The 18,518-nt window shown below is 68.5% G+C and carries 22 protein-coding genes and 1 pseudogene; 20 read left to right on the top strand and 3 right to left on the bottom strand.

Annotated elements, in window-relative coordinates; all coding sequences use genetic code 11:
* The 8 genes from RT309_RS02700 to RT309_RS02665 form a co-directional block, all read left to right on the top strand.
* On the top strand, positions 1 to 214 hold a 214-nt coding region (locus RT309_RS02700), incomplete at its 5' end, for an FHA domain-containing protein (RefSeq protein WP_313355095.1).
* A 22-nt stretch (positions 215 to 236) separates the two neighbouring features.
* On the top strand, positions 237 to 4,745 hold the full coding sequence (locus RT309_RS02695; RefSeq protein ID WP_313355093.1) for an FtsK/SpoIIIE domain-containing protein: 4,509 nt from the start codon (positions 237 to 239) through the stop codon (positions 4,743 to 4,745).
* The gene (locus RT309_RS02690) at positions 4,742 to 5,227 is read left to right on the top strand and encodes a hypothetical protein (RefSeq protein WP_313355091.1); all 486 of its coding nucleotides are present in this window, start codon (positions 4,742 to 4,744) and stop codon (positions 5,225 to 5,227) included. Before RT309_RS02695 ends, RT309_RS02690 begins: the two co-directional genes overlap by 4 nt.
* A gap of 88 nt (positions 5,228 to 5,315) precedes the next feature.
* On the top strand, positions 5,316 to 5,666 hold the full coding sequence (locus RT309_RS02685; protein ID WP_313355089.1) for a hypothetical protein: 351 nt from the start codon (positions 5,316 to 5,318) through the stop codon (positions 5,664 to 5,666).
* A 9-nt stretch (positions 5,667 to 5,675) separates the two neighbouring features.
* Positions 5,676 to 6,992, top strand: coding sequence for a hypothetical protein (locus tag RT309_RS02680; protein WP_313355087.1), 1,317 nt, complete (start codon positions 5,676 to 5,678; stop codon positions 6,990 to 6,992).
* Positions 6,992 to 7,579 carry a hypothetical protein gene (locus RT309_RS02675; RefSeq protein WP_313355085.1) on the top strand — a complete coding sequence of 196 codons (588 nt, stop codon included), beginning with the start codon at positions 6,992 to 6,994 and terminating at the stop codon, positions 7,577 to 7,579. The genes RT309_RS02680 and RT309_RS02675 overlap by 1 nt, the downstream gene beginning before the upstream one ends.
* A gap of 19 nt (positions 7,580 to 7,598) precedes the next feature.
* Positions 7,599 to 8,258 carry a hypothetical protein gene (locus RT309_RS02670; RefSeq protein WP_313355083.1) on the top strand — a complete coding sequence of 220 codons (660 nt, stop codon included), beginning with the start codon at positions 7,599 to 7,601 and terminating at the stop codon, positions 8,256 to 8,258.
* A gap of 112 nt (positions 8,259 to 8,370) precedes the next feature.
* Positions 8,371 to 8,658 (top strand): WXG100 family type VII secretion target, encoded by a 288-nt coding sequence (locus tag RT309_RS02665; RefSeq protein ID WP_313355075.1) that lies wholly within the window; start codon positions 8,371 to 8,373, stop codon positions 8,656 to 8,658.
* Here the strand turns inward: RT309_RS02665 and RT309_RS02660 are convergent.
* A pseudogene (locus tag RT309_RS02660) lies at positions 8,637 to 9,227 on the bottom strand (integrase core domain-containing protein); the annotation flags it as partial. The gene RT309_RS02665 and the pseudogene RT309_RS02660 overlap by 22 nt on opposite strands.
* 121 nt (positions 9,228 to 9,348) lie before the next feature.
* Here RT309_RS02660 and RT309_RS02655 point away from each other — a divergent pair.
* The 12 genes from RT309_RS02655 (at position 9,349) to RT309_RS02600 (ending at position 16,901) form a co-directional block, all read left to right on the top strand.
* A complete protein-coding gene (locus RT309_RS02655; RefSeq protein ID WP_313355075.1) occupies positions 9,349 to 9,636 on the top strand; it encodes a WXG100 family type VII secretion target in 288 nt (95 codons plus the stop codon).
* A gap of 75 nt (positions 9,637 to 9,711) precedes the next feature.
* The gene (locus RT309_RS02650) at positions 9,712 to 10,050 is read left to right on the top strand and encodes a hypothetical protein (protein ID WP_313355081.1); all 339 of its coding nucleotides are present in this window, start codon (positions 9,712 to 9,714) and stop codon (positions 10,048 to 10,050) included.
* Entirely contained in the window at positions 10,047 to 11,294 is a 1,248-nt protein-coding gene (locus RT309_RS02645; RefSeq protein ID WP_313355079.1) for an EI24 domain-containing protein, read from the top strand. Before RT309_RS02650 ends, RT309_RS02645 begins: the two co-directional genes overlap by 4 nt.
* Before the next feature lie 20 nt (positions 11,295 to 11,314).
* On the top strand, positions 11,315 to 11,818 hold the full coding sequence (locus tag RT309_RS02640) for a hypothetical protein (protein WP_313355078.1): 504 nt from the start codon (positions 11,315 to 11,317) through the stop codon (positions 11,816 to 11,818).
* On the top strand, positions 11,818 to 12,396 hold the full coding sequence (locus RT309_RS02635) for a hypothetical protein (protein WP_313355077.1): 579 nt from the start codon (positions 11,818 to 11,820) through the stop codon (positions 12,394 to 12,396). The genes RT309_RS02640 and RT309_RS02635 overlap by 1 nt, the downstream gene beginning before the upstream one ends.
* On the top strand, positions 12,393 to 12,950 hold the full coding sequence (locus tag RT309_RS02630) for a hypothetical protein (RefSeq protein WP_313355076.1): 558 nt from the start codon (positions 12,393 to 12,395) through the stop codon (positions 12,948 to 12,950). The genes RT309_RS02635 and RT309_RS02630 overlap by 4 nt, the downstream gene beginning before the upstream one ends.
* 136 nt (positions 12,951 to 13,086) lie before the next feature.
* A complete protein-coding gene (locus tag RT309_RS02625) occupies positions 13,087 to 13,374 on the top strand; it encodes a WXG100 family type VII secretion target (RefSeq protein ID WP_313355075.1) in 288 nt (95 codons plus the stop codon).
* Positions 13,375 to 13,727: 353 nt separating this feature from the next.
* Positions 13,728 to 13,916, top strand: a complete 189-nt coding sequence (locus RT309_RS02620; protein ID WP_313355073.1) for a hypothetical protein — start codon at positions 13,728 to 13,730, stop codon at positions 13,914 to 13,916.
* On the top strand, positions 13,913 to 14,194 hold the full coding sequence (locus RT309_RS02615; RefSeq protein ID WP_313355071.1) for a hypothetical protein: 282 nt from the start codon (positions 13,913 to 13,915) through the stop codon (positions 14,192 to 14,194). Before RT309_RS02620 ends, RT309_RS02615 begins: the two co-directional genes overlap by 4 nt.
* 3 nt (positions 14,195 to 14,197) lie before the next feature.
* On the top strand, positions 14,198 to 15,757 hold the full coding sequence (locus tag RT309_RS02610) for a hypothetical protein (protein WP_313355070.1): 1,560 nt from the start codon (positions 14,198 to 14,200) through the stop codon (positions 15,755 to 15,757).
* Positions 15,757 to 16,254, top strand: coding sequence for a hypothetical protein (locus RT309_RS02605; protein WP_313355069.1), 498 nt, complete (start codon positions 15,757 to 15,759; stop codon positions 16,252 to 16,254). The genes RT309_RS02610 and RT309_RS02605 overlap by 1 nt, the downstream gene beginning before the upstream one ends.
* Positions 16,251 to 16,901, top strand: coding sequence for a hypothetical protein (locus tag RT309_RS02600; RefSeq protein WP_313355068.1), 651 nt, complete (start codon positions 16,251 to 16,253; stop codon positions 16,899 to 16,901). Before RT309_RS02605 ends, RT309_RS02600 begins: the two co-directional genes overlap by 4 nt.
* Positions 16,902 to 16,912: 11 nt before the next feature.
* Here the strand turns inward: RT309_RS02600 and RT309_RS02595 are convergent, their stop codons facing one another.
* Both RT309_RS02595 and RT309_RS02590 read right to left on the bottom strand, forming a co-directional pair.
* A complete protein-coding gene (locus tag RT309_RS02595) occupies positions 16,913 to 17,371 on the bottom strand; it encodes a recombinase family protein (RefSeq protein ID WP_313355065.1) in 459 nt (152 codons plus the stop codon).
* A 75-nt stretch (positions 17,372 to 17,446) separates the two neighbouring features.
* Positions 17,447 to 18,436, bottom strand: coding sequence for a malate dehydrogenase (locus RT309_RS02590; protein WP_313355064.1), 990 nt, complete (start codon positions 18,434 to 18,436; stop codon positions 17,447 to 17,449).
* Positions 18,437 to 18,518: the final 82 nt, after the last annotated feature.

Here is an 18,518-nt window from a genome sequence, read left to right as displayed (position 1 = left end):
CGTCGCAGACGACACGCGATCCGTCTCGAAGACCCACCTCGCGGTCCTCCCCGCACGACGCGGGGTGCTCGTCATCGATCGCGGATCCACGAACGGCAGCGCCATCGCCCGCGACGGCGCCGAGCTGCCCTTGACGCCCGGCGACCCGGCACCCGTGCAGACCGGCGATGTGGTGCGCTTCGGCGACCGCACGCTGACGGTCGAGCGGGCATGAGAGTCGACAACCAGGAGAACCGATGAGAATCAAGCTGACGCTGCGGCGCCCGGGTGTCCCCCTGGCCGACATCGTCGTCATGGCCGACTCGACGGCCACGGTCGCCGACGTGGCAGGGCAGATCGCCGGCACCGACCCGCTGCGCTCCGTGGTCGCAGCCGGCGGCGATGTGCTCAGCCTGTCGGTCGCGCCCCCGACCAGCGACGAGCTCGTGCCGCTCAACCCCGACCTGCTGATCGGCGATGCGCCGGTCGGCTCGGGATTCCTCACCGAGGTCGTCAACCTCGGACCGAACCGCGCGGCCACGACCATGCTGTCCAGTCGCGCCGCGGCCCTGCTCACGGTCGTCTCGGGGCCGGCCGCCGGTCAGGAGTTCCCGCTGCCCGTGGGGCACTTCTTCATCGGCCGTGACACCGCGAACGACGTGGTGCTCACCGACCCGCTCGTCTCGAAGCGGCACGCGCGCATCGAGGTGGCATCCACCTTCGTCGAGATCGTCGACCTCAACTCCGCGAACGGCATCCTGGTCGACGGCGGTCTCGTGCAGCGGCTGAGGGTCATCCCCGGTCAGAAATTCACCCTCGGCGACTGCGAACTGGTCGTGCACCTGGTCAGCGACTACGACGGCTCGGCCGCCGCCGATCCGGTTCTCGAGCGGGGCGGGGCGCTGCTGTTCAACCGCAGCCCGCGCGTCGAGGAGCGCTACACCGGCGCCGACCTCGACGAGCCGCGCTACCCGAAGGACCAGGTGCAGCGGCTGTTCCCGTGGCCGATGCTGATCGCCCCGATCCTGCTCGGCGCGGCGATGTTCTTCATCTTCGACAACCCGCGGTCGCTGCTGATCATGGTCATGTCGCCGATGATGATGTTCGGCAACTTCATCTCGCAGAAGACGAACATCGGTCAGCGACTGCGCAAAGAGGTGGAGTCGTTCGAAGAGCAGTTCGAACGCCTTGAAGAGAAGCTCTACCACGCGCAGCCGCGCGAACGCGCGGTGCGCCAGGCGGAGGTGCCGGCCGTGGCGATCGTCTTCGACGAGTCGATGCGCCTGGGTCCGATGCTGTGGACCCGGCGCCCCGAGCACTGGAACTTCCTCGCCGTGCGCCTGGGCACCTGCGAAGACGAATCTCGCACCAAGGTCAAACGGGCCGAGGTTCCGGAGGCGCTGGTCGAGTACGTCGAGCGCGTCGACCGTCTCGAAGACCGCTACCGGATGATCAGCGACGTGCCGATCCTCGAGTCGCTGCAGAGCGTCGGCTCGATCGGCGTCGCGGGCCCCACCTCGTCGGCGAGCGACGCGCTGCGGGGACTGGCCGTGCAGCTGTTCGGCATGCACTCGCCCAACGAGCTCGTCACCGTCGCGATCACCGAACCAGGCTGGGCGAACGAGCTCGACTGGCTGAAATGGCTGCCGCACACCTCGAGCGAGCGCAATCCGTTCAAGGACGTGCCGCTGGCAGACTCGGCCTCGACCGGCGCCGCGCTGCTGAACGGGCTGGAGGAGCTCGTCATGCGCCGGGCGAAGGCGGCATCCGCTCCTCGCCCTCCCTACGGCGACGACTGGGACCCGACCTTCTTCGGCACGGACGTGAAGCGGGCAGCCGAAGAGGCGAGCTTCCCCGGTCAGACCGCGGTGCTCGTCATCATCACCGATGACGCGCCCGTCGACCGCGCCCGGCTCACCCAGATCCTCGAACGAGGCGCCGACGTGGGCGTCTACGGACTCTTCGTCGCGCCCGTGGTCGAGGCGCTGCCGGCCGCGTGCCGCAGCTTCATCGACGTCACCGGCGGGCTCGAGAACGCGCGCGTCGGCACCGTCCGCAGCGGTGTCTCGTACACCGGCGTGCAGGTCGAGGGCGTCTCGCACGCGTACATGACCATGTTCGCGAAGCGCCTCGCGCCCGTCGTCGATTCGAGCACAGTCGTCGAGGACTCCTCCGACATCCCGAACTCGGTGATGTTCCTCTCGCTCGTCGGCGGCGAGGTGGCATCCGACCCGACCGCGGTCATCGACCGCTGGCGGCAGAACAACACCATCATCGACCGCTCGGGCGCCCCGCAGTCGCGGCTGAAGAAGGCCGGCAACCTGCGCGCGATCATCGGCCAGTCGCAGACGGATGCCATGACCCTCGACCTGCGCACGCAGGGCCCGCACGCCCTCGTCGGCGGCACCACAGGGGCCGGGAAGAGCGAGTTCCTGCAGGCGTGGGTGCTCGGCATGGCCGCAGCGCACAGTCCCGACCGCGTCACGTTCCTGTTCGTCGACTACAAGGGCGGATCGGCGTTCGCCGACTGCGTCGACCTGCCGCACACGGTCGGCCTGGTCACCGACCTCAGCCCGCACCTCGTGCGCCGGGCGCTCACCAGCCTGCGCGCCGAGCTGCACCACCGCGAGCACCTGTTCAACCGCAAAAAGGCCAAGGACCTGCTCGAGCTCGAGAAGCGCCGCGACCCCGACACCCCTCCTGCGCTCGTGCTCGTGATCGACGAGTTCGCCGCGCTCGCCGGAGAGGTGCCCGAGTTCGTGGACGGGGTGGTCGACATCGCCCAGCGCGGGCGCTCTCTCGGCATCCACCTGATCATGGCCACCCAGCGGCCCGCCGGCGTCATCAAAGACAACCTGCGCGCCAACACCAACCTCCGCGTCGCGCTGCGCATGGCCGACGAGTCCGACTCGAAGGACGTCGTCGACGACCCGGTCGCGGCATCCTTCCCGCCGTCGATCCCCGGTCGCGGCATCGCCAAGACCGGCCCGGGGCGTCTTGTGCCGTTCCAGTCGGCGTATGCCGGCGGGTGGACGACCGATGAGGAGCAGGTCGCCGAGGTGAAGGTCGCCGAGCTGCGCTTCGGGTCGACCCAGCTGTGGGAGGCCCAGCAGGCACCCGAGTCCGATTCGCACGACGAGGACCTCGGCCCCACCGACCAGAAGCGCATCGTCGCAACCCTGGTGAAGGCGTCGGCGCAGGCGGGTATCCCGGCACCGCGCCGACCCTGGCTCGACGACCTCGAGCACGCCGTCGACCTGCGCGACCTGCCGCTGCGCGGCGACGGCGAGATCCTGCTCGGCAAGATGGACGTGCCCGCACGCCAGCTGCAGGAGCCGACGTACTTCGTTCCCGACAAGGACGGCTCGCTGCTCGTCTACGGCACGAGCGGCTCGGGCAAGTCGACCGTGCTGCGCACCCTGGCCATCGCGGCCGGTCACGATCCGAAGAGCAGCGTCGAGGTGTACGGTCTCGACTTCGGCTCGGGATCGCTGCGCAGCCTCGAGGTGCTGCCGCACGTCGGATCGATCATAGCCGGCGACGACGCCGAGCGCGTGCAGCGCATCCTGCGCTCGCTCGCACGGGTGCTCGACGACCGCGGCAAGCGCTTCAGCGCCGCGAACGCCGCGAGCCTCACCGAGTACCGCGAGATCACCGGGCGCGACGAGGCGCGAATCCTGTTCCTCATCGACGGGTTCCCGCAGTTCCGCTCGGAGTGGGAGTCGACCACCGCCCGGATGCCGTTCTACCAGACGTTCATGCGCATCCTCGGTGAGGGCCGCCCGCTGGGCGTGCACGTGGTCGCCACCGCCGACCGCTCGGGATCCGTGCCCACGGCGGTCAGCGCGAACGTGTCGCGGCGGGTGGTGCTGCGCCTGTCCGACGAGTCGGCGTACGCGATGCTCAATGCGCCCAAGGACGTGCTCGACGAGCGCTCCGCCCCCGGCCGCGCCATCATGGACGGCCTGGAGACTCAGATCGCCACCCTCGGCGGCACGCCCAACGTCGCCGAGCAGACCAAGCTGCTCGAGAAGCTGGCTGCCGAGCTGCGTGCGGCCGGAGCGCGCGAGGTCGCCGAGATCGGCGCCCTGCCGACCCGGCTGTCGGTGCGCGATCTGCCCGAGCGGGTGGCGGAGTTCCCCGTGCTCGGCGTCGCCGAAGACACCCTGTCGGCGCGCGACTTCGACCCCGTCGGCACGTTCGTGGTGGCGGGGCCGCCGCTGGCGGGCAAGACCAACGCCCTCAAGGCGATGGTCACCTCGATGCGGCGCTTTGACCCGGAGGTCAGGCTGTTCCACTTCGGCGGACGCCGGTCGCAGCTCAAGGAGTACGCCGACTGGACGCGCAGCGCCGTGACACCCGACGACGCGAAGGAGCTCGCGAAGGAGATCACCGAGCTCATCGCCGACGACACTCTTCCGCTGCGCGTGATGATCGTCGTCGAAGACGTGCCGCAGTTCGCCGACAGCCCCGCCGAGCGCGAGATGAAGGCGCTGTTCCAGGCCGTCAACCGCAGCGACCACTTCCTCGTCGGCGACGCCGACGTGACGCAGGTCACCAGCGGCTTCGGCTTCATCGGCGACTTCAAAGCCGGCCGCAAGGGCATCATCCTCAAGCCCGACTCGTTCGACGGCGACGCGGTGTTCAAGGTGCCCTTCCCCAAGGTCAAGCGCACCGACTTCCCCGAGGGTCGGGGCATCTTCGTGCAGGCAGGGCGCCAGGTGACGGTGCAGCTGCCGCTCGTCGAGGGAGAGGTGCTTGCATGAGAGAAGCGGAACTGCGGCGTGCGGCGGGTCGGTCCTGCACGTGCGGATATCTGGAGAGCGGCGTCGCGCCTGCGAGCCTCTGCTTCGACTGCGGCGATCGCTCGCTCGCCGACTGGATCACGGAGGAGAAGTCGCTGCTCGCTCGGATGCCGGGCTATGGCGCCGATGTCGCGGAGCTGCTGGAGGACGCCGCCCGGCGGCAGCGGACAGCCATCGAGCGGCGCTCCAACGAGCCCAATGCTGAAGCGCAGTGGGAGCGCAACAAGGCGGCGCGGCGGCTGAGCGCGGTGCGCCGCCGGCATCGCGGCGAGCTCAGCGGCGTGAGCCTGGACGCATGGGAGAGGCTCGCAGAGCTCGTGCGGCGCGATCCGCGTGAGCAGCTGCGCAAAGACGGGAAGCGCTTCGCGAAGCGCGGTCTCGGGGCAGCGCAGCTGACCGGGCTCGGCTTGGACGCCCTGGAGATGATCCTGCGCAAGCGCTGAGGCGATGCGGCCGGGTCGCATGGGCAGTTGTCCCCATCGCGTGCCGCTGGGAACAGCAATATCTTCGATACATCACGGAGGAGGCGACATGGCGGGCAACGACGGAATGCTGCTTCCGCTGGACGAGCTGCAGGAGATGGCGACGCGGATCAGCGGCATCATCGCGGAGTTCGAATCGGCGAGCGCCAGGCAGGGCGACGTGCAGGATGCCGTGGGGCGTCCCGCTGGCGACAGCCGCCTGCGCGACCGGTGTCACGACTTCGAGGGCAGCTGGAACGACAGCAGGGGCAAGCTGCTCGATAAGCTCCGCGCTGTGAACGAGCGCGTGCAGGGAACGATCGATGAGACGCGAGCCGCCGACGTCGACATCGCCGGACAGATGGAGCAGGCGTCGCAGCCAGCTCCGACCCGCGCGTCGCACGGTCCGATGGTCAGGTAGGAGACGAAGATGCAGACAGCGAGAGGGCGCACCGTGGAGGTCGTCGCCGGGGACCCGCACGGCATTCAGACCCGGGCGACGGAGATCAGCGAGCTCGCCTCGGACATGATCTCCGCCGCGGTGACGCTCAAGGGCATCGGCGACGGAAGCATCCGCGGCCGCGGGTACGCCATGGACAAGATCCGCGACGTCGTGGATGACTCGCACCGTGATCTGGACGAGGCCGGGCGCAGATATCGGCCCGCGGGCCAGGTGCTCGGCAGGTATGCCAGTGCCCTCAGCGCGGCACAGACCGAGATGCGCGCGATCGTCGGCGACTGCAGCGACTCGCTCGCCGCCCTTGAAGTCGCGCGAGGAGACGCCACGAGCGCACAGAGCGTCTACGACGGCCACACGCGCGCGCTCAGCTGGAACCCTCCCGCCCAGGCCGAGCAGGATGCGGCGGAGAGAGAGGGCAGCCGGCTCGAGCAGGCCGCCAGCGACGCCGCGATCGCGCTGCGGCGCGCGCAAGGGGAGCACGAGGGCAACCTCGCCGCGTTCGACGCGAGCTTCGACACCTGGGAGGACGCGTACAACCGCGCCGTCGGCGACCTCGAGGATGCGAACGAGATCGGCAGGGACACCACGTGGGAGGACATCGCCGGTGTGCTGGCGGTCGTCGCCGAGGTCCTCAGCTGGGTGGGACTGGGACTGGCTGTACTGGGACTGATCCTCGGCGGACCGTTCATCGCCGCTCTGGCGGTCATCGTGGCGGTGGCATCGCTGGTGCTCACCGTCGCGCTCATGTTCGACGGGCGCAAGGGCATCGGGGATCTGCTGTGGTCCGTCGTGGGCATCCTTCCGATCGGGAAGCTGGGGATGCTGTTCAAGAAGGGTGGACAGCTGAAGTTCCTCGGCGAGATCGGCAAGGGCATCGCCAAGCCGTTCCAGCAGGTCCGCGGGCTGCGCGGGCTGCAGTTCGCGCCGCGCAGCGGCTGGCGCTCCGACTGGCTGCCCAAGTTCGAGGCGTACACCGGCCGCGTCTCCGGGACCAAGATGACCGGCCCGTTCACGATGCGCGGGCTCTTCGACCGCTTCGTGGGGGGAACCAACAGGTCCTTCACGATCGCCTTCACCGAGGCGGTGCAGTCGGCGCCCAAGCAGGCCATGGGAACTCAGGTGATGAGCCAGCTGCCCACTGCCCTGCGTAACCTCGTGGGCGGCGCGCCGACCGCCTTCGAGCAGGCGTTCAACGTGTACAAGTGGGCGGATCGGGGGATCTCCCTGTCGGGCGGTCGCCCGTCGGGCGCACTCTCCCCCGCCGGCGCCATCAACGGTCTGCACTGATGACGGACTCGGGCACACGGCCCCACTGGGGGCTCGACTACGACGCCGCGCAGTTCATCGCGCTGCCGCCAGCCGAAGCGCCGGCTTCTGAGGGGGATGCGTGGGTCGACGCGGCCGTGGCGCACTACGAGGGTGGTGCTGAGCCGCTCACCGACCAGGACAGGGCGGCTCTGCAGGTGACCGCGCGTGCGGTGCTCAGCATGGTGGAGCCTTACATCACGCGGCTGTGGTTCGCGCCGCCCGGTCTCTACAGCGACGTGCTGGTCAGTATCGTCCTGACACCGGCTGTCGGGGAGACCGCTGACGAGCTCATCGCCCAGGTCACGGGCGATCTGGGAGCCACGTCACCAGACGCTGTCATGGTCGAGACGACCTCGCACGGTTCCGGTCTGCTCGTCCGGCGCACGTCGGGTGTACAGCCCGAGAATGCTCAGGCGCTCCTCGTCGCACAATGGGATCTGCTGCTGCGCGACGGCGGCGTGCTCATCGCCGTCAACGCCATGGGAACGACGATGCCGGCGTTCGCCCTGCTCGAAGGAGAACTCGCGGGACTCGTCGACGGCATCCGCCTCGGTGCCGAGGACTGAGGAAGGGCAGAATGAGAGCATGAGCGATCTTCTTGTCGAGATGCAGTACGGCATCCCTCCGTTCCGCATCGCGTTGCCGCCGGGATGGCGGCGACGGGCCGCATCGTCCCAGACAGAGAAGACCGACCTGACCCGTGCTTCCGCGCTGTTCCGTCAGGCTGGGCGCCCCGATCTCGAAGCGCAGTACCGGGCGATGATGGCTCGCGTGCGCCAGGGCATGAAGCAGTCCAAGGTCTTCGCCATCTACCGGCAGGAGGAGGTCGAAGCCGATGAGCTTCTCCCGATGTCGATCACGGCGGCGGCCGTGGACGGCGAACGCGGCGCGAATCTCGACGACTGGATCGCGGGCGCGTTCCAGCGCAGGGGCGCCGGTTTTCTGGAAGACGCTCGGCATGTCGTGCGATGGGAGAGTGAGGCGGCGCGGCCGCCCGGCATCTCGGAACTGGAGGATGTACCCGCTCGCACTGTGACTTACGCGATCCCCGTGCCGGGCACGAACCGCAGCCGCGCCCTCGTCTTTACGACGACGATCCTGATGCCTGACGGCTCGGGTCTGTCCGCCGAGGAGTACGGGGCGATGTCCGTGCTCAGCGATCTGATGATCTCGACGGTCGCGTGGGAGCGGGCGCTGCCCGACGAGGCGGCACCGGAGGCCGTCGCGCCCGGGAAGCCGTCCTGACCCCATCGCGGATGGGGAGTTGTCCCCATCGACTGCGGCTTGCGGGGGCTTGTAGCGTGGGGGTGTCGGGCCGGGGTGGTCCGGTTCGATCGATTTATCGGAGGTGTTGACGATGGCCGATTTCGGTGCGTCTTATGCGGAGATGGAGCAGGTGGCGTCGTCGCTGTCGCAGGCTCGTGATGACATTCAGGGTCAGCTGGACACCTTGAAGGGTCAGGTGGACACGCTGCTGGGTGAGGACTTCAAGACGCAGCACGCGTCGGGCAAGTTCGGTGAGGGTTACGGGGAGCTGACCACGGGTCTGAAGACTGCGGTGGACGGCATCAATGACATGTCGGAGTCGCTGCTGGGCATGATGCGTGCGATCCAGGATCTGGATCAGCAGCTCGCCGGCAGCTGAACCCGCCTCTGAGCGTCTCGGGAGGGTCGACCATGATGGTCGGCCCTCTCGCCGTATGCCGGCCCATCGCCTGCCGCTAGGTGTACCGGGTCAGGACGTTGTTGCAGTCGGCTTATCGGGGGTTTGTCTCCGAGGGCTGAGTGGCGTCGTCCAGTGTTGGCCCGCTCGGTCTGCAGGGTGCGGTTGAACCTCTCTACCTTGCCGTTCTGCCACGGACAGTGCGGCTTGATGAACTTCTGTGTGATGCCGTGCGTGCTGCAGCCTTCGCGCAGCGAGTATCGGCAGGCCCAGGCGTTGTCGGTGATGAGCCGCTCGATCCTAGTGATGCCACGGGCGTGGAAGTACGCGATAGCGCGCCGGAGGAACGCGGCGCAGGTGGGCCCCTTCTCGCGCCCATTGGCCCGCCATCCGCCGCCTTCGGGGATCCGGCCCAGCTTCTTCACGTCCATGTGCACCAGCTCGCCTGGTCATTCACGTTCGTAGCGGACCGCGGTGGTCTTGGACGCGCGGATCCGCTCCCCGGGCATCGGGTCCAGATCCTCCAGACGAAACAGCCCCGTCCGGGCGATGTTCGAGGAGCGGTGCGGTGATGGGGAGTTGTGCCCATCGACGGTTTCTGTGGGGTGTTGTTAGTTTGGGGGTGTCGGGCCGGGGTGGTCCGGTTCGATCGATTTATCGGAGGTGTTGACGATGGCCGATTTCGGTGCGTCTTATGCGGAGATGGAGCAGGTGGCGTCGTCGCTGTCGCAGGCTCGTGATGACATTCAGGGTCAGCTGGACACCTTGAAGGGTCAGGTGGACACGCTGCTGGGTGAGGACTTCAAGACGCAGCACGCGTCGGGCAAGTTCGGTGAGGGTTACGGGGAGCTGACCACGGGTCTGAAGACTGCGGTGGACGGCATCAATGACATGTCGGAGTCGCTGCTGGGCATGATGCGTGCGATCCAGGATCTGGATCAGCAGCTCGCCGGCAGCTGAACCCGCACGGACCACGCGTGAGGGGCCGGGCGACGTCCGGCCCCTCGTCCGAATGACACGGAAGGACTGCAGCAAGTGGTCGACATCATGCTGGACCTGGAAAGGCTCCGCAAGACCAAGAGCGGTCTGAAGGAGTCCGTCGACGCGTTCGAGGCAGCAGCCGCTACCAACGACCAGCTCGAGCAGGCCATCGGCAAGCCCGACGGCCGCTCCGAACTGAAAAGCCGCGTCTCGGACTTCGAGTCCGACTGGAAGTCGAACCGCGGCAAGCTGCAGAAGAACCTCGATGAGATCCTCAAACAGCTCACCGGCATCATCGACGGCTGGGACGAGTGGGACACGAACACCGCCAATGACTTGGAGACGCCCACAAGCACGACCGGGGTCTCCGTCGGAAAGGCTACGGCGCGATGAGGTCACCGTTCACATCGAACGAACTGCGCCCGCTGGAGGGCGAGCCCGGCACGATCTGGGCGGACGGTCAGGCATTCGTCGAGCTCGCCACCACGATGGACGAGACCGCGGAGATGCTCGTCGAGGTGGGCGATTCCAGCATCCACAAGAGCAAGGGCACCGACAAGCTCGCGGACATGGCCAAGGACTCCTCCGCAGACCTCTCCGACGCCGCTGTCCGCTATGAAGGAACCGGCAAGGCGCTGCGCACCTACGCCGACGCCCTGCGGAAGGCGCAGAATTGGCTGTCGCTGCACCAGCACGAGGTCGAGAAGGCCGAGAATGACTACCAGGACGCACTGGATGCCAAGGAATCCGCCGACCGCCAGCTGGCGTCTGTGGAGCACCAATGGCCCTGGGAGGACGAGCCGAGCCAGGAGGACAAGGATGCCGCTTCCGGTGCCGCGTCCTCCGCGCAGACCTCGCTGAACAGCGCCGAAGGCGAGCGGAACAGCCAGTGGCGCTCCTTCGACCACGTGTTCGAAGAGTGGTCGGACGCCTACGACGACGCCGTCGCGGGCGTGCAGAAGGCGATGGATGCCGCCGACAACGGCGACGGCTTCTGGGGGTTCGTCGACGACCTGCTCACGGTCATCTCCGTGGTTCTCATCGTGCTCACCGTCGTGGCACTGATCATCGGCGCGCCGTTCACCGGTCTGCTGGCGGCGGTGATCCTCGGGCTCACGCTTCTCAGCCTCGGGCTCACCGTCCTCAAGTACGCTGACGGCCGTGCGTCGCTCGGGGATGTCGGTCTCGCCGCCCTCGGCCTGCTGCCGTTCGGGATCGGCCGGGCGCTGTCGAAGGGCATCCCCGCGCTCAGCGCCGTCGTGAAAGGGGGGCGCGGCGTCGTCACATCGGTGATCCGATCCGGTCTTCCGCGCATGCGGCTATTGCATCCGTCCACCTGGGGCAAGCCGTTCCAGTGGCTTGCGGCGCCGATCCGGTCGATGTCGAATCTTCCGCGGCCGGGGATGTTCGTCAACCCGCTGAAGACGATCATCAACGGCGGGCCCGAGGTGCAGCAGATGCAGCGGTTTCTCACCTCGATGCACAACTCCAAGTGGGGGACGAACCCCGCCGTGCAGCAGTTCATCACCGAGACCGCCTCGCACTTCCCGTCCAGCCTGGTCTCACGGCTCAATGCGGTCAACTGGCTCGGATCCACGGGTCTGACCGTCTACGGATCCGTCACGGCGCCGTGGTGACTGGCCTAAGCTTGAAACCCATGGCTTCTCTTCGCGCGTCCTGGCAGAAGCGGTCGACGACGGCGTACTTGCTGTTGAGGATGCTGCAGGCAGCGGTGCTCATCGTGTATCTGCTGGGCTCGCTGGTGTTCACCGGCGGGCAGATCGCGGCAAGCCGCTCTCCGATGTGGGGCGAGATCCTCGACTACCCGCTGTTCTCCTTCCCCGGCTGGCTTTCGCTCGCCGTCTCCCTCTGCGGTCTTCTGCTCGCCGTGCCCGTCGCGGTGCTCGGCCGCGTCAGGGATTCGGGACGGGTGGGAGGCGCGTTCGCGGCAACCGGCGCCGCGACGGCGTCTTCTGTCATGTTTGCCTGGATGCTGCCGTCCGCAGGAGCGGAGGAAGCGGCGATGCGGTGGACAGCAGCCGGCATCGACGGGGCGGTCACGGTCGTCCTGATGATCATCGCCCTGATCCTCGCGGTGATCGACGATCGCCGGCGCAAGCGCGAAGGGCGGCCGGTCTGGTCCCCAGGGCAGGAGGACTGATGGCAAGCGACGAGCCGGGCGGCTTCAGCATCCTGTTCCCCCAGGGATGGACGCGCTATTTCGTCGACGATGAGGGACGTAAAGCGCTGATCAAGCGGATGTCGGCGCAGATCCGCGCACTCGGACGTCCCGACCTCGACGTCGAGGCACGGATGCTGATCAATCAGCAGTGGAAGCAGATGCAGGCCCGGCGGGTCGGTGCGATCTACCTCCCGGAGGCGGCCGGGGAGGAATCGGCGCCGCTGCCGATGTCGTTCGCGCTGATCCAGCACGTCGCGAGACCGGGGAGCGATTTCGAGTCGTCGTTCCGCGAGATGGCGAGCGGTCGCCTCGAGACGTTCGACACGGAGATCGGACGCATCCTGCGCGCGGACAGTGAGCGGCGCGGAAAGGACGAGCTGGCCGAGGTCATCGGCCGGCAGATCGATTACGGGATTCCGCTGCCCGGACCGGGCGAGCCGCGCGGGATGATCATCTCGGCCTCGATCACGACCCTGGACGAGACCGACCCCGCGCTCGTGGCGGGTCTGGCAGTGCTCAGCGACACGATCGTGGAGACGTTCCGATGGCGGCAGTGAGCGGCTTCAGGGTGCGGCCCGACCAGGAGGTTTGGCTGACCCTGCCGGGCGGCTTCCCCTGGAACGACTTCACCGACGACCTGACCTGGGCGGCCGAGGTCGCGCAGGATCGGGCTGCCCAGGACGCACCCGTTGCCGTGCGCACGGCCATCGCCGAGAACGCGCTCGCACTGGTGCGCGCGGACCCTCCGCTTCCAGGCGTCCAGGAGCGGTTCTGGTGGCTGCCCTCGATCGGGCGCGCTGCCGTGGTCGCGCACGTGACAGCCGTGGAACTCGACGATTCCCTGCGTGCGGAGCCCCTCGAGTCGTTCGCGCAGGTGGGCGTGGGTGGGCTGGTCCAGACGATCCGCGCCGTCGAGGGTTCAGCCTTCGATGAGGCGATCGACTGCATGCTCGTCATCCCGCTGGGTGAGGAGAGCATCGCACTCCGACGGCAGATCGGCCGGCGGGTCGGGACGCTCGTGCTCTTGGACGTGTTCGTCGAGGACGGCCTCGCGCTGTACGACGCGGAGCAGGACGTCTCCGCGCTCTTCGCCTCCGTTCAGCTGCGATGAGACAAGCCGAGGCGCTCGTCTGCCTTAGCTGGTCGATGGGGAGTTGTGCCCATCGACGGTTTCTGTGGGGTGTTGTTAGTTTGGGGGTGTCGGGCCGGGGTGGTCCGGTTCGATCGATTTATCGGAGGTGTTGACGATGGCCGATTTCGGTGCGTCTTATGCGGAGATGGAGCAGGTGGCGTCGTCGCTGTCGCAGGCTCGTGATGACATTCAGGGTCAGCTGGACACCTTGAAGGGTCAGGTGGACACGCTGCTGGGTGAGGACTTCAAGACGCAGCACGCGTCGGGCAAGTTCGGTGAGGGTTACGGGGAGCTGACCACGGGTCTGAAGACTGCGGTGGACGGCATCAATGACATGTCGGAGTCGCTGCTGGGCATGATGCGTGCGATCCAGGATCTGGATCAGCAGCTCGCCGGCAGCTGAACCCGCCTCTGAGCGTCTCGGGAGGGTCGACCATGATGGTCGGCCCTCTCGCCGTATGCCGGCGACATTCTCGAGCCGGAACCCGTTCGCGTGCGCCACGCGTCTGCCGCGCCGTCTCTGGGCGGATGTCTTCCCGGTCTTCATCGCCGCATTCGAGAACGATCGATCACCGACGACGTCATCCGCACTCGCACTATGCAGGCGCATCGCCCCGACCTGCTTGCCCGTCTGCGGGTGATGGTGGACCAGGCGTTCGCCCTGACCTGCCGGAGTGGGGAGTAATGCCCATCGACTGCGCATACTCGCTCCAGTAGCGTCGAGGCGACGTGAGGACCGAGGTCGAAGGGGGAGAGATGTCTGACGACGACCTGCGGGCAGCGCTGGCCGGACTGCGCGTGCGCGTTCCGCATTCAGCGCAGGATGCCGTTGCTCTGCGCGCCGAAGTACGCGCGGCCGATGCCGCACTCGGGCGTCACCTGCGGGTCGGGGCGGCGCAACGCCAGGCCGGCCGCGACGAGCGCCGATACGGAGACTCACGATGACCGACGTCAGGATGGACCTCGCCCGGCTGGAATCGACCGCGCACACGGCGAAAGGACTCGCGACGACGTTCGATGAAGCCGAGGGCTTCGCCGGCGGCATCGGCGGCCTCACCGGTCACGGTGGCCTCGCCGGCAAGATCGACGACTTCGGCGGCAAGTGGGACATCGCGCGCGAGGATCTGCGCGACAACCTGCGCTCCCAGGCCGACTTCATGCAGGCCATCGTCGACACGTTCCGCGACCTCGACGCGACGATGGCGCAGGAAGGGGAGGGGTAGCGCATGAGCGTTCTTCCCGGGCGTCCGGCCGAGCTCACCTCCCGCGCGGCCGACCTCGTCTCCTCCGCCGAGGTGATCCTCGACGTCATCCAGGAGCTGCGGGGCATCGTCGCCGATGACGAGGGGAAGGCCGTTCAGGCCCTCTACGAGCAGAACGACGAGATCTCGTCGCAGCTCGAGCGGATCCATCCGCGATACAAAAGCACGGCGGATGCCATCACCGAGTACGCCGTCGCCCTCACCGCCGCGCACGACGATGCAGAGCGCGCCGAGGACGACCTCGACGACGCCCTCCTCGCGCAGGGGCGCGCCGACCGCGCGCTGGCGGATCTCACCGACCAGGTGAAGACGGCCGACACCCCGTCGCCCGCCCTCACCGACCAGGTGCCCGGTGCGCAGCGCGCGGCCGACGACGCGGCGGCCGCCGTCGCCTCGGCACGGGATCGGATCGACGCCGCACGCGAGGCGATGAACGAGGCGGCCGAGGCGGCGATCCGCCGGATCGACGCCGCGATCGACGCGACGAACGAGGGCTTCTGGGACGGCGTCGGCGATTTCTTCTCCGACATCGGCGACTTCCTCGCCGGGGTCGGGGAGTGGATCGGCGACTTCCTGCAGGGCGTCGTCGACCTGCTCAAGAGCATCGCCGACACGATCGTGGCGATCCTCGGCGCTCTCGTCGTGCTGCTGCTCGTCGTGGCCATCGGCGCGCTTTTCGGCACCATCGGGCTGATCATCGGCGCCGTGATCGCCAGCGTGCTCGCAGCCTTCCTGATCTGGAGCGTGCTCTCGGATGTGACGAAGAGCACGCCAGACGTGAGCCGCACCGACCCGTACCCGCATCCCGAGGATCGGCCGCAGGACCCGACACTCGCCACCCTTCTCGACGGCACGGGTGAAGTCGACAGCCTCGGCAAGGAGACCGACAGTGTCGTGAAGATCACGAAGGTGCTCGGCCCCGACGGCTGGTACTACACGGTCACGCTGCCCAGCACCCAGGAGTGGCTCTCACGATTCGGCGACCAGGGCGCGGTGAACGATCTCGACAGCAACCTGGCGCTGATGCTCACCCCGGCGCTGCAGACCCAATACGAGCGGGCCGTGCTCGAGGCGATGGGCCAGGCCGGAGTCGGTCCGGATGACCCCGTCATGCTCGTCGGGTTCAGCCAGGGCGGCATCATGGCCGGTCACCTGGCGGCGTACAACTCCGACTACAACTGGCGGGCCGTCGTGGCATCCGGCGCACCGATCGACCACATGCCCATTCCGAGCGACATCGATGTCGTCTCCGTCCAGCACAACGGCGACCCCGTGCCGCGGCTGGATGCCATCGCCGGCGACTTCGACAGCATCGAGCACGGGCCGAACTGGACGTCGATCCGGGTCGATCCGCCGGAGCCGAACCCCGTGCTCGGGATCGATGCCGGCGCGCACAACGCCGACGACTACGCGGGGACGCTCGAGCAGCACCTCGCCCAGGTGCAGCAGAATCATCCGAGCCTCGTGAACTTCTTCGACGAGGATGGGTACGTGAACACCTCCTACTACCACTGGACGGAATGATGGTCAGTCGCAGAGCGGGAAACCACGGACTGCTCGCCATCGCCCTGGCGGGAGCGCTCATGACGGGGACGCTCGGAGGGTGCGCGGCCCTCTCGCAGGGCCCCGACCGATCAGAGGAGATGACGACGGTGGATTTCGGAGATGTGTCGGATGCCGTGACGGCGGCCGTGCCGAGGGTTGTGGACGTGCGCGACCCCGGCCGTTCGCAGAACGGTCTCGGGCACCGGTTCAGCCTCGGGCTCGTCACGGATTCGGCAGAGCCGTTCACCGCGGACGAGCTCGACGCCGTGGTCGAAGCCATCTGGACGTCGCTGCCCTGGGAGCCGAACACCATCAAGCTCACCGCCGGGGCGGACGCCGGTCAGGGGGACGGGATCGTCGACCTTCGCGGAGCTGCGGACGAGCTGGAGCCTCTTCGCGTGCGCGGTGCAGGTCAGGCCGGTGTCAGCCTGACCGGGATGTCGTCTCGCTATGGGGAGTGGACGGAACCGGAATGAGCGCGCCGGAGCTGCGATTCCGGCTCCCCGGCCGATGGTTCTCGGTCGATCTGTCGAGCGCCGACGCCACCACGGCATCCATCCGCCGCATCGCGAAGGAGTCCGTCGGGCCCGCCGACGGCCGCGCGCCCGAGCGCGCGCGGGTGCGGCAGCAGCTGCAGGATGCCGTGGCCGCCGGCTCCCGCGGTGACATCCGGGCGATCATGTTCTCAACCGAGATCGCGCTCGGTGCGCCGCTGCCGGTCACCCTGCTCGTCTTCGAGCCCGCCGACCTGCGGATGAGCCCGGCGATCGGCACCGCACCGGAAGCCGTTCTCGCGGTCATGGCCGAGGGCCTGAAAGAGCTCGATCCCGCGGCGCACGCGTCGATGGCCGAGGTGCGCGGTCCCGGTGTTCCGGCGCTGCGCACGCACCGCACCGAGGTCGTCACCGACGACGGCGAGGCCGACGGCACCACCCGGCTGATCGCGGACTACTGGATCCCCGTTCCGCAGACGAAGCAGATGCTGCTCGCGCGTTTCTCGACCCCGCTCGGCGAGCTGGAGAACATGATGTGCGCCCTGTTCGACGAGTTCGTGGCGGCCGCGTTCTTCGCGAGCGAGCGCCCGCCGTCGCTGCGCGAACAGCTGCTCACCGCGAAGGGCTGACGGCGCCCGCTTCAGCCGGGCGCGTCGGCCAGGTGCCGGGCGTGGTGCCCGAGCACCTTCACCATGATGCCGCGCCGGCGCAGCTCGGAGACCGTGCGCGACTCCTCGTCGCGGTCGCGGCCGAGGGCGTGCACGTTCGCCACCACGAGCACATCGCCCGGGCGCAGCGTGTCGATCAGCCGGGCCAGACGGTCGCCCCAGCTCTCCAGGATCTCGGGAGCGGGGTGACGGAATCCCTCGATCGGCACACCGAAGCGCGTGAGGTCATCGCGCTGCTGAGTCACCGACGGCATCCCGTCGCGCGCGACGACGAGACCCACCAGACGGGTTCCCTCCGGGCGGGCCGACCACCAGTCGTGATCGTCGTTCGCCAGGCACTTCGGGCAGTTCGCGGCCGCATGCGGCAGATGCAGCGGGCTGGTCAGCGCAATCTCGGCCTCGCCACCGTTCGGGTTCATCGCATCGGTCATCGCCGCACCTCCGGCATCCATTCTGCCCGAGTCCGGCGCCGGCGGCGGCCGGACTCCGTGCAGTGGAGCCGGCGCTCAGAGCAGTCCGAGCGAGCGCACCGTCTCTCGCTCGTCGACCAGCTCGGCCACCGAGGCGTCGATGCGTGCCCGCCCCCAGGCGTCCAGCTCGAGCCCTTCGACGATCCGCCACTCGCCGGCGATCGACTGCACAGGGAACGACGAGATCAGCCCCTCCGGCACGCCGTACTCGCCGTGCGAGACGACGCCAGCACTGGTCCATTCCTCGGTGCCGTGCACCCAGTCGCGTACGTGATCGATCGTCGCGCTCGCCGCGGACGCCACCGACGACGAACCGCGCACCTCGATGATCTCGGCGCCGCGCTTCGCCACGCGGGGGATGAACGTCTGCTCCTGCCAGGCGCGGACGTCCTGCACCGCCGCGGTGAGGAAATCGGCGACCGGCTCGCCGTCGAGGGTCGCGTGCGCGATTTCGGGGAATTGCGTCGCCGAGTGATTGCCCCAGATCGGCACCCGGTGCACGCGGGCGACCGGGGCTCCGAGCGTCTGCGCGAGCTGCGCCCGGGCGCGGTTCTCGTCGAGCCGGGTGAGGGCGGTGAACCGCTCGGCGGGAACACCGTCGGCCGACGAGGCGGCGATCAGGGCGTTCGTGTTGGCGGGGTTGCCGACGACGGTGACGCGGATGTCGGATGCCGCGGCCGCCGCGATCGCGCGACCCTGCGGGCCGAAGATGCCGCCGTTCGCCGCGAGCAGGTCGCCGCGCTCCATGCCGGGGCCGCGCGGACGGGCGCCGACGAGCAGGGCGAGGTTCGCGCCGTCGAACCCGACCTCGCCGTCATCGGTCACCTCGACGTCGTCGAGCAGCGGAAACGCGCCGTCCTGCAACTCGAGCGCCGCGCCCTCGGCCGCACGCAGTCCCTGCGGGATCTCGAGCAGTCGCAGCCGGACGTGCTCGTCCGGTCCGAGCATGTCTCCCGCCGCGATGCGGAACAGCAGCGCGTAGCCGATCTGTCCGCCGGCACCTGTGATCGTGATCGTCGTCGCCATGATGATGAGCCTATGCCCCGCCTCCGGGTCGGATGAGGGGCGTGCGCCGATTCGTCAAGCCCTCATCGCCGGATCCCGCGGA

The organism is Microbacterium sp. (assembly GCF_032084865.1).
Taxonomy (GTDB): domain Bacteria; phylum Actinomycetota; class Actinomycetes; order Actinomycetales; family Microbacteriaceae; genus Microbacterium.
This window is presented reverse-complemented; position numbering and strand designations above follow the sequence as displayed.

Coding starts and splice junctions, on each gene's coding strand:
- RT309_RS02695 (WP_313355093.1), top strand. CDS start 237: ATGAGAATCAAGCTGACGCTGCGGCGCCCGGGTGTCCCCCTGGCCGAC.
- RT309_RS02690 (WP_313355091.1), top strand. CDS start 4,742: ATGAGAGAAGCGGAACTGCGGCGTGCGGCGGGTCGGTCCTGCACGTGC.
- RT309_RS02685 (WP_313355089.1), top strand. CDS start 5,316: ATGGCGGGCAACGACGGAATGCTGCTTCCGCTGGACGAGCTGCAGGAG.
- RT309_RS02680 (WP_313355087.1), top strand. CDS start 5,676: ATGCAGACAGCGAGAGGGCGCACCGTGGAGGTCGTCGCCGGGGACCCG.
- RT309_RS02675 (WP_313355085.1), top strand. CDS start 6,992: ATGACGGACTCGGGCACACGGCCCCACTGGGGGCTCGACTACGACGCC.
- RT309_RS02670 (WP_313355083.1), top strand. CDS start 7,599: ATGAGCGATCTTCTTGTCGAGATGCAGTACGGCATCCCTCCGTTCCGC.
- RT309_RS02665 (WP_313355075.1), top strand. CDS start 8,371: ATGGCCGATTTCGGTGCGTCTTATGCGGAGATGGAGCAGGTGGCGTCG.
- RT309_RS02655 (WP_313355075.1), top strand. CDS start 9,349: ATGGCCGATTTCGGTGCGTCTTATGCGGAGATGGAGCAGGTGGCGTCG.
- RT309_RS02645 (WP_313355079.1), top strand. CDS start 10,047: ATGAGGTCACCGTTCACATCGAACGAACTGCGCCCGCTGGAGGGCGAG.
- RT309_RS02640 (WP_313355078.1), top strand. CDS start 11,315: ATGGCTTCTCTTCGCGCGTCCTGGCAGAAGCGGTCGACGACGGCGTAC.
- RT309_RS02635 (WP_313355077.1), top strand. CDS start 11,818: ATGGCAAGCGACGAGCCGGGCGGCTTCAGCATCCTGTTCCCCCAGGGA.
- RT309_RS02625 (WP_313355075.1), top strand. CDS start 13,087: ATGGCCGATTTCGGTGCGTCTTATGCGGAGATGGAGCAGGTGGCGTCG.
- RT309_RS02620 (WP_313355073.1), top strand. CDS start 13,728: ATGTCTGACGACGACCTGCGGGCAGCGCTGGCCGGACTGCGCGTGCGC.
- RT309_RS02615 (WP_313355071.1), top strand. CDS start 13,913: ATGACCGACGTCAGGATGGACCTCGCCCGGCTGGAATCGACCGCGCAC.
- RT309_RS02610 (WP_313355070.1), top strand. CDS start 14,198: ATGAGCGTTCTTCCCGGGCGTCCGGCCGAGCTCACCTCCCGCGCGGCC.
- RT309_RS02605 (WP_313355069.1), top strand. CDS start 15,757: ATGGTCAGTCGCAGAGCGGGAAACCACGGACTGCTCGCCATCGCCCTG.
- RT309_RS02600 (WP_313355068.1), top strand. CDS start 16,251: ATGAGCGCGCCGGAGCTGCGATTCCGGCTCCCCGGCCGATGGTTCTCG.
- RT309_RS02595 (WP_313355065.1), bottom strand. CDS start 17,371: ATGACCGATGCGATGAACCCGAACGGTGGCGAGGCCGAGATTGCGCTG.
- RT309_RS02590 (WP_313355064.1), bottom strand. CDS start 18,436: ATGGCGACGACGATCACGATCACAGGTGCCGGCGGACAGATCGGCTAC.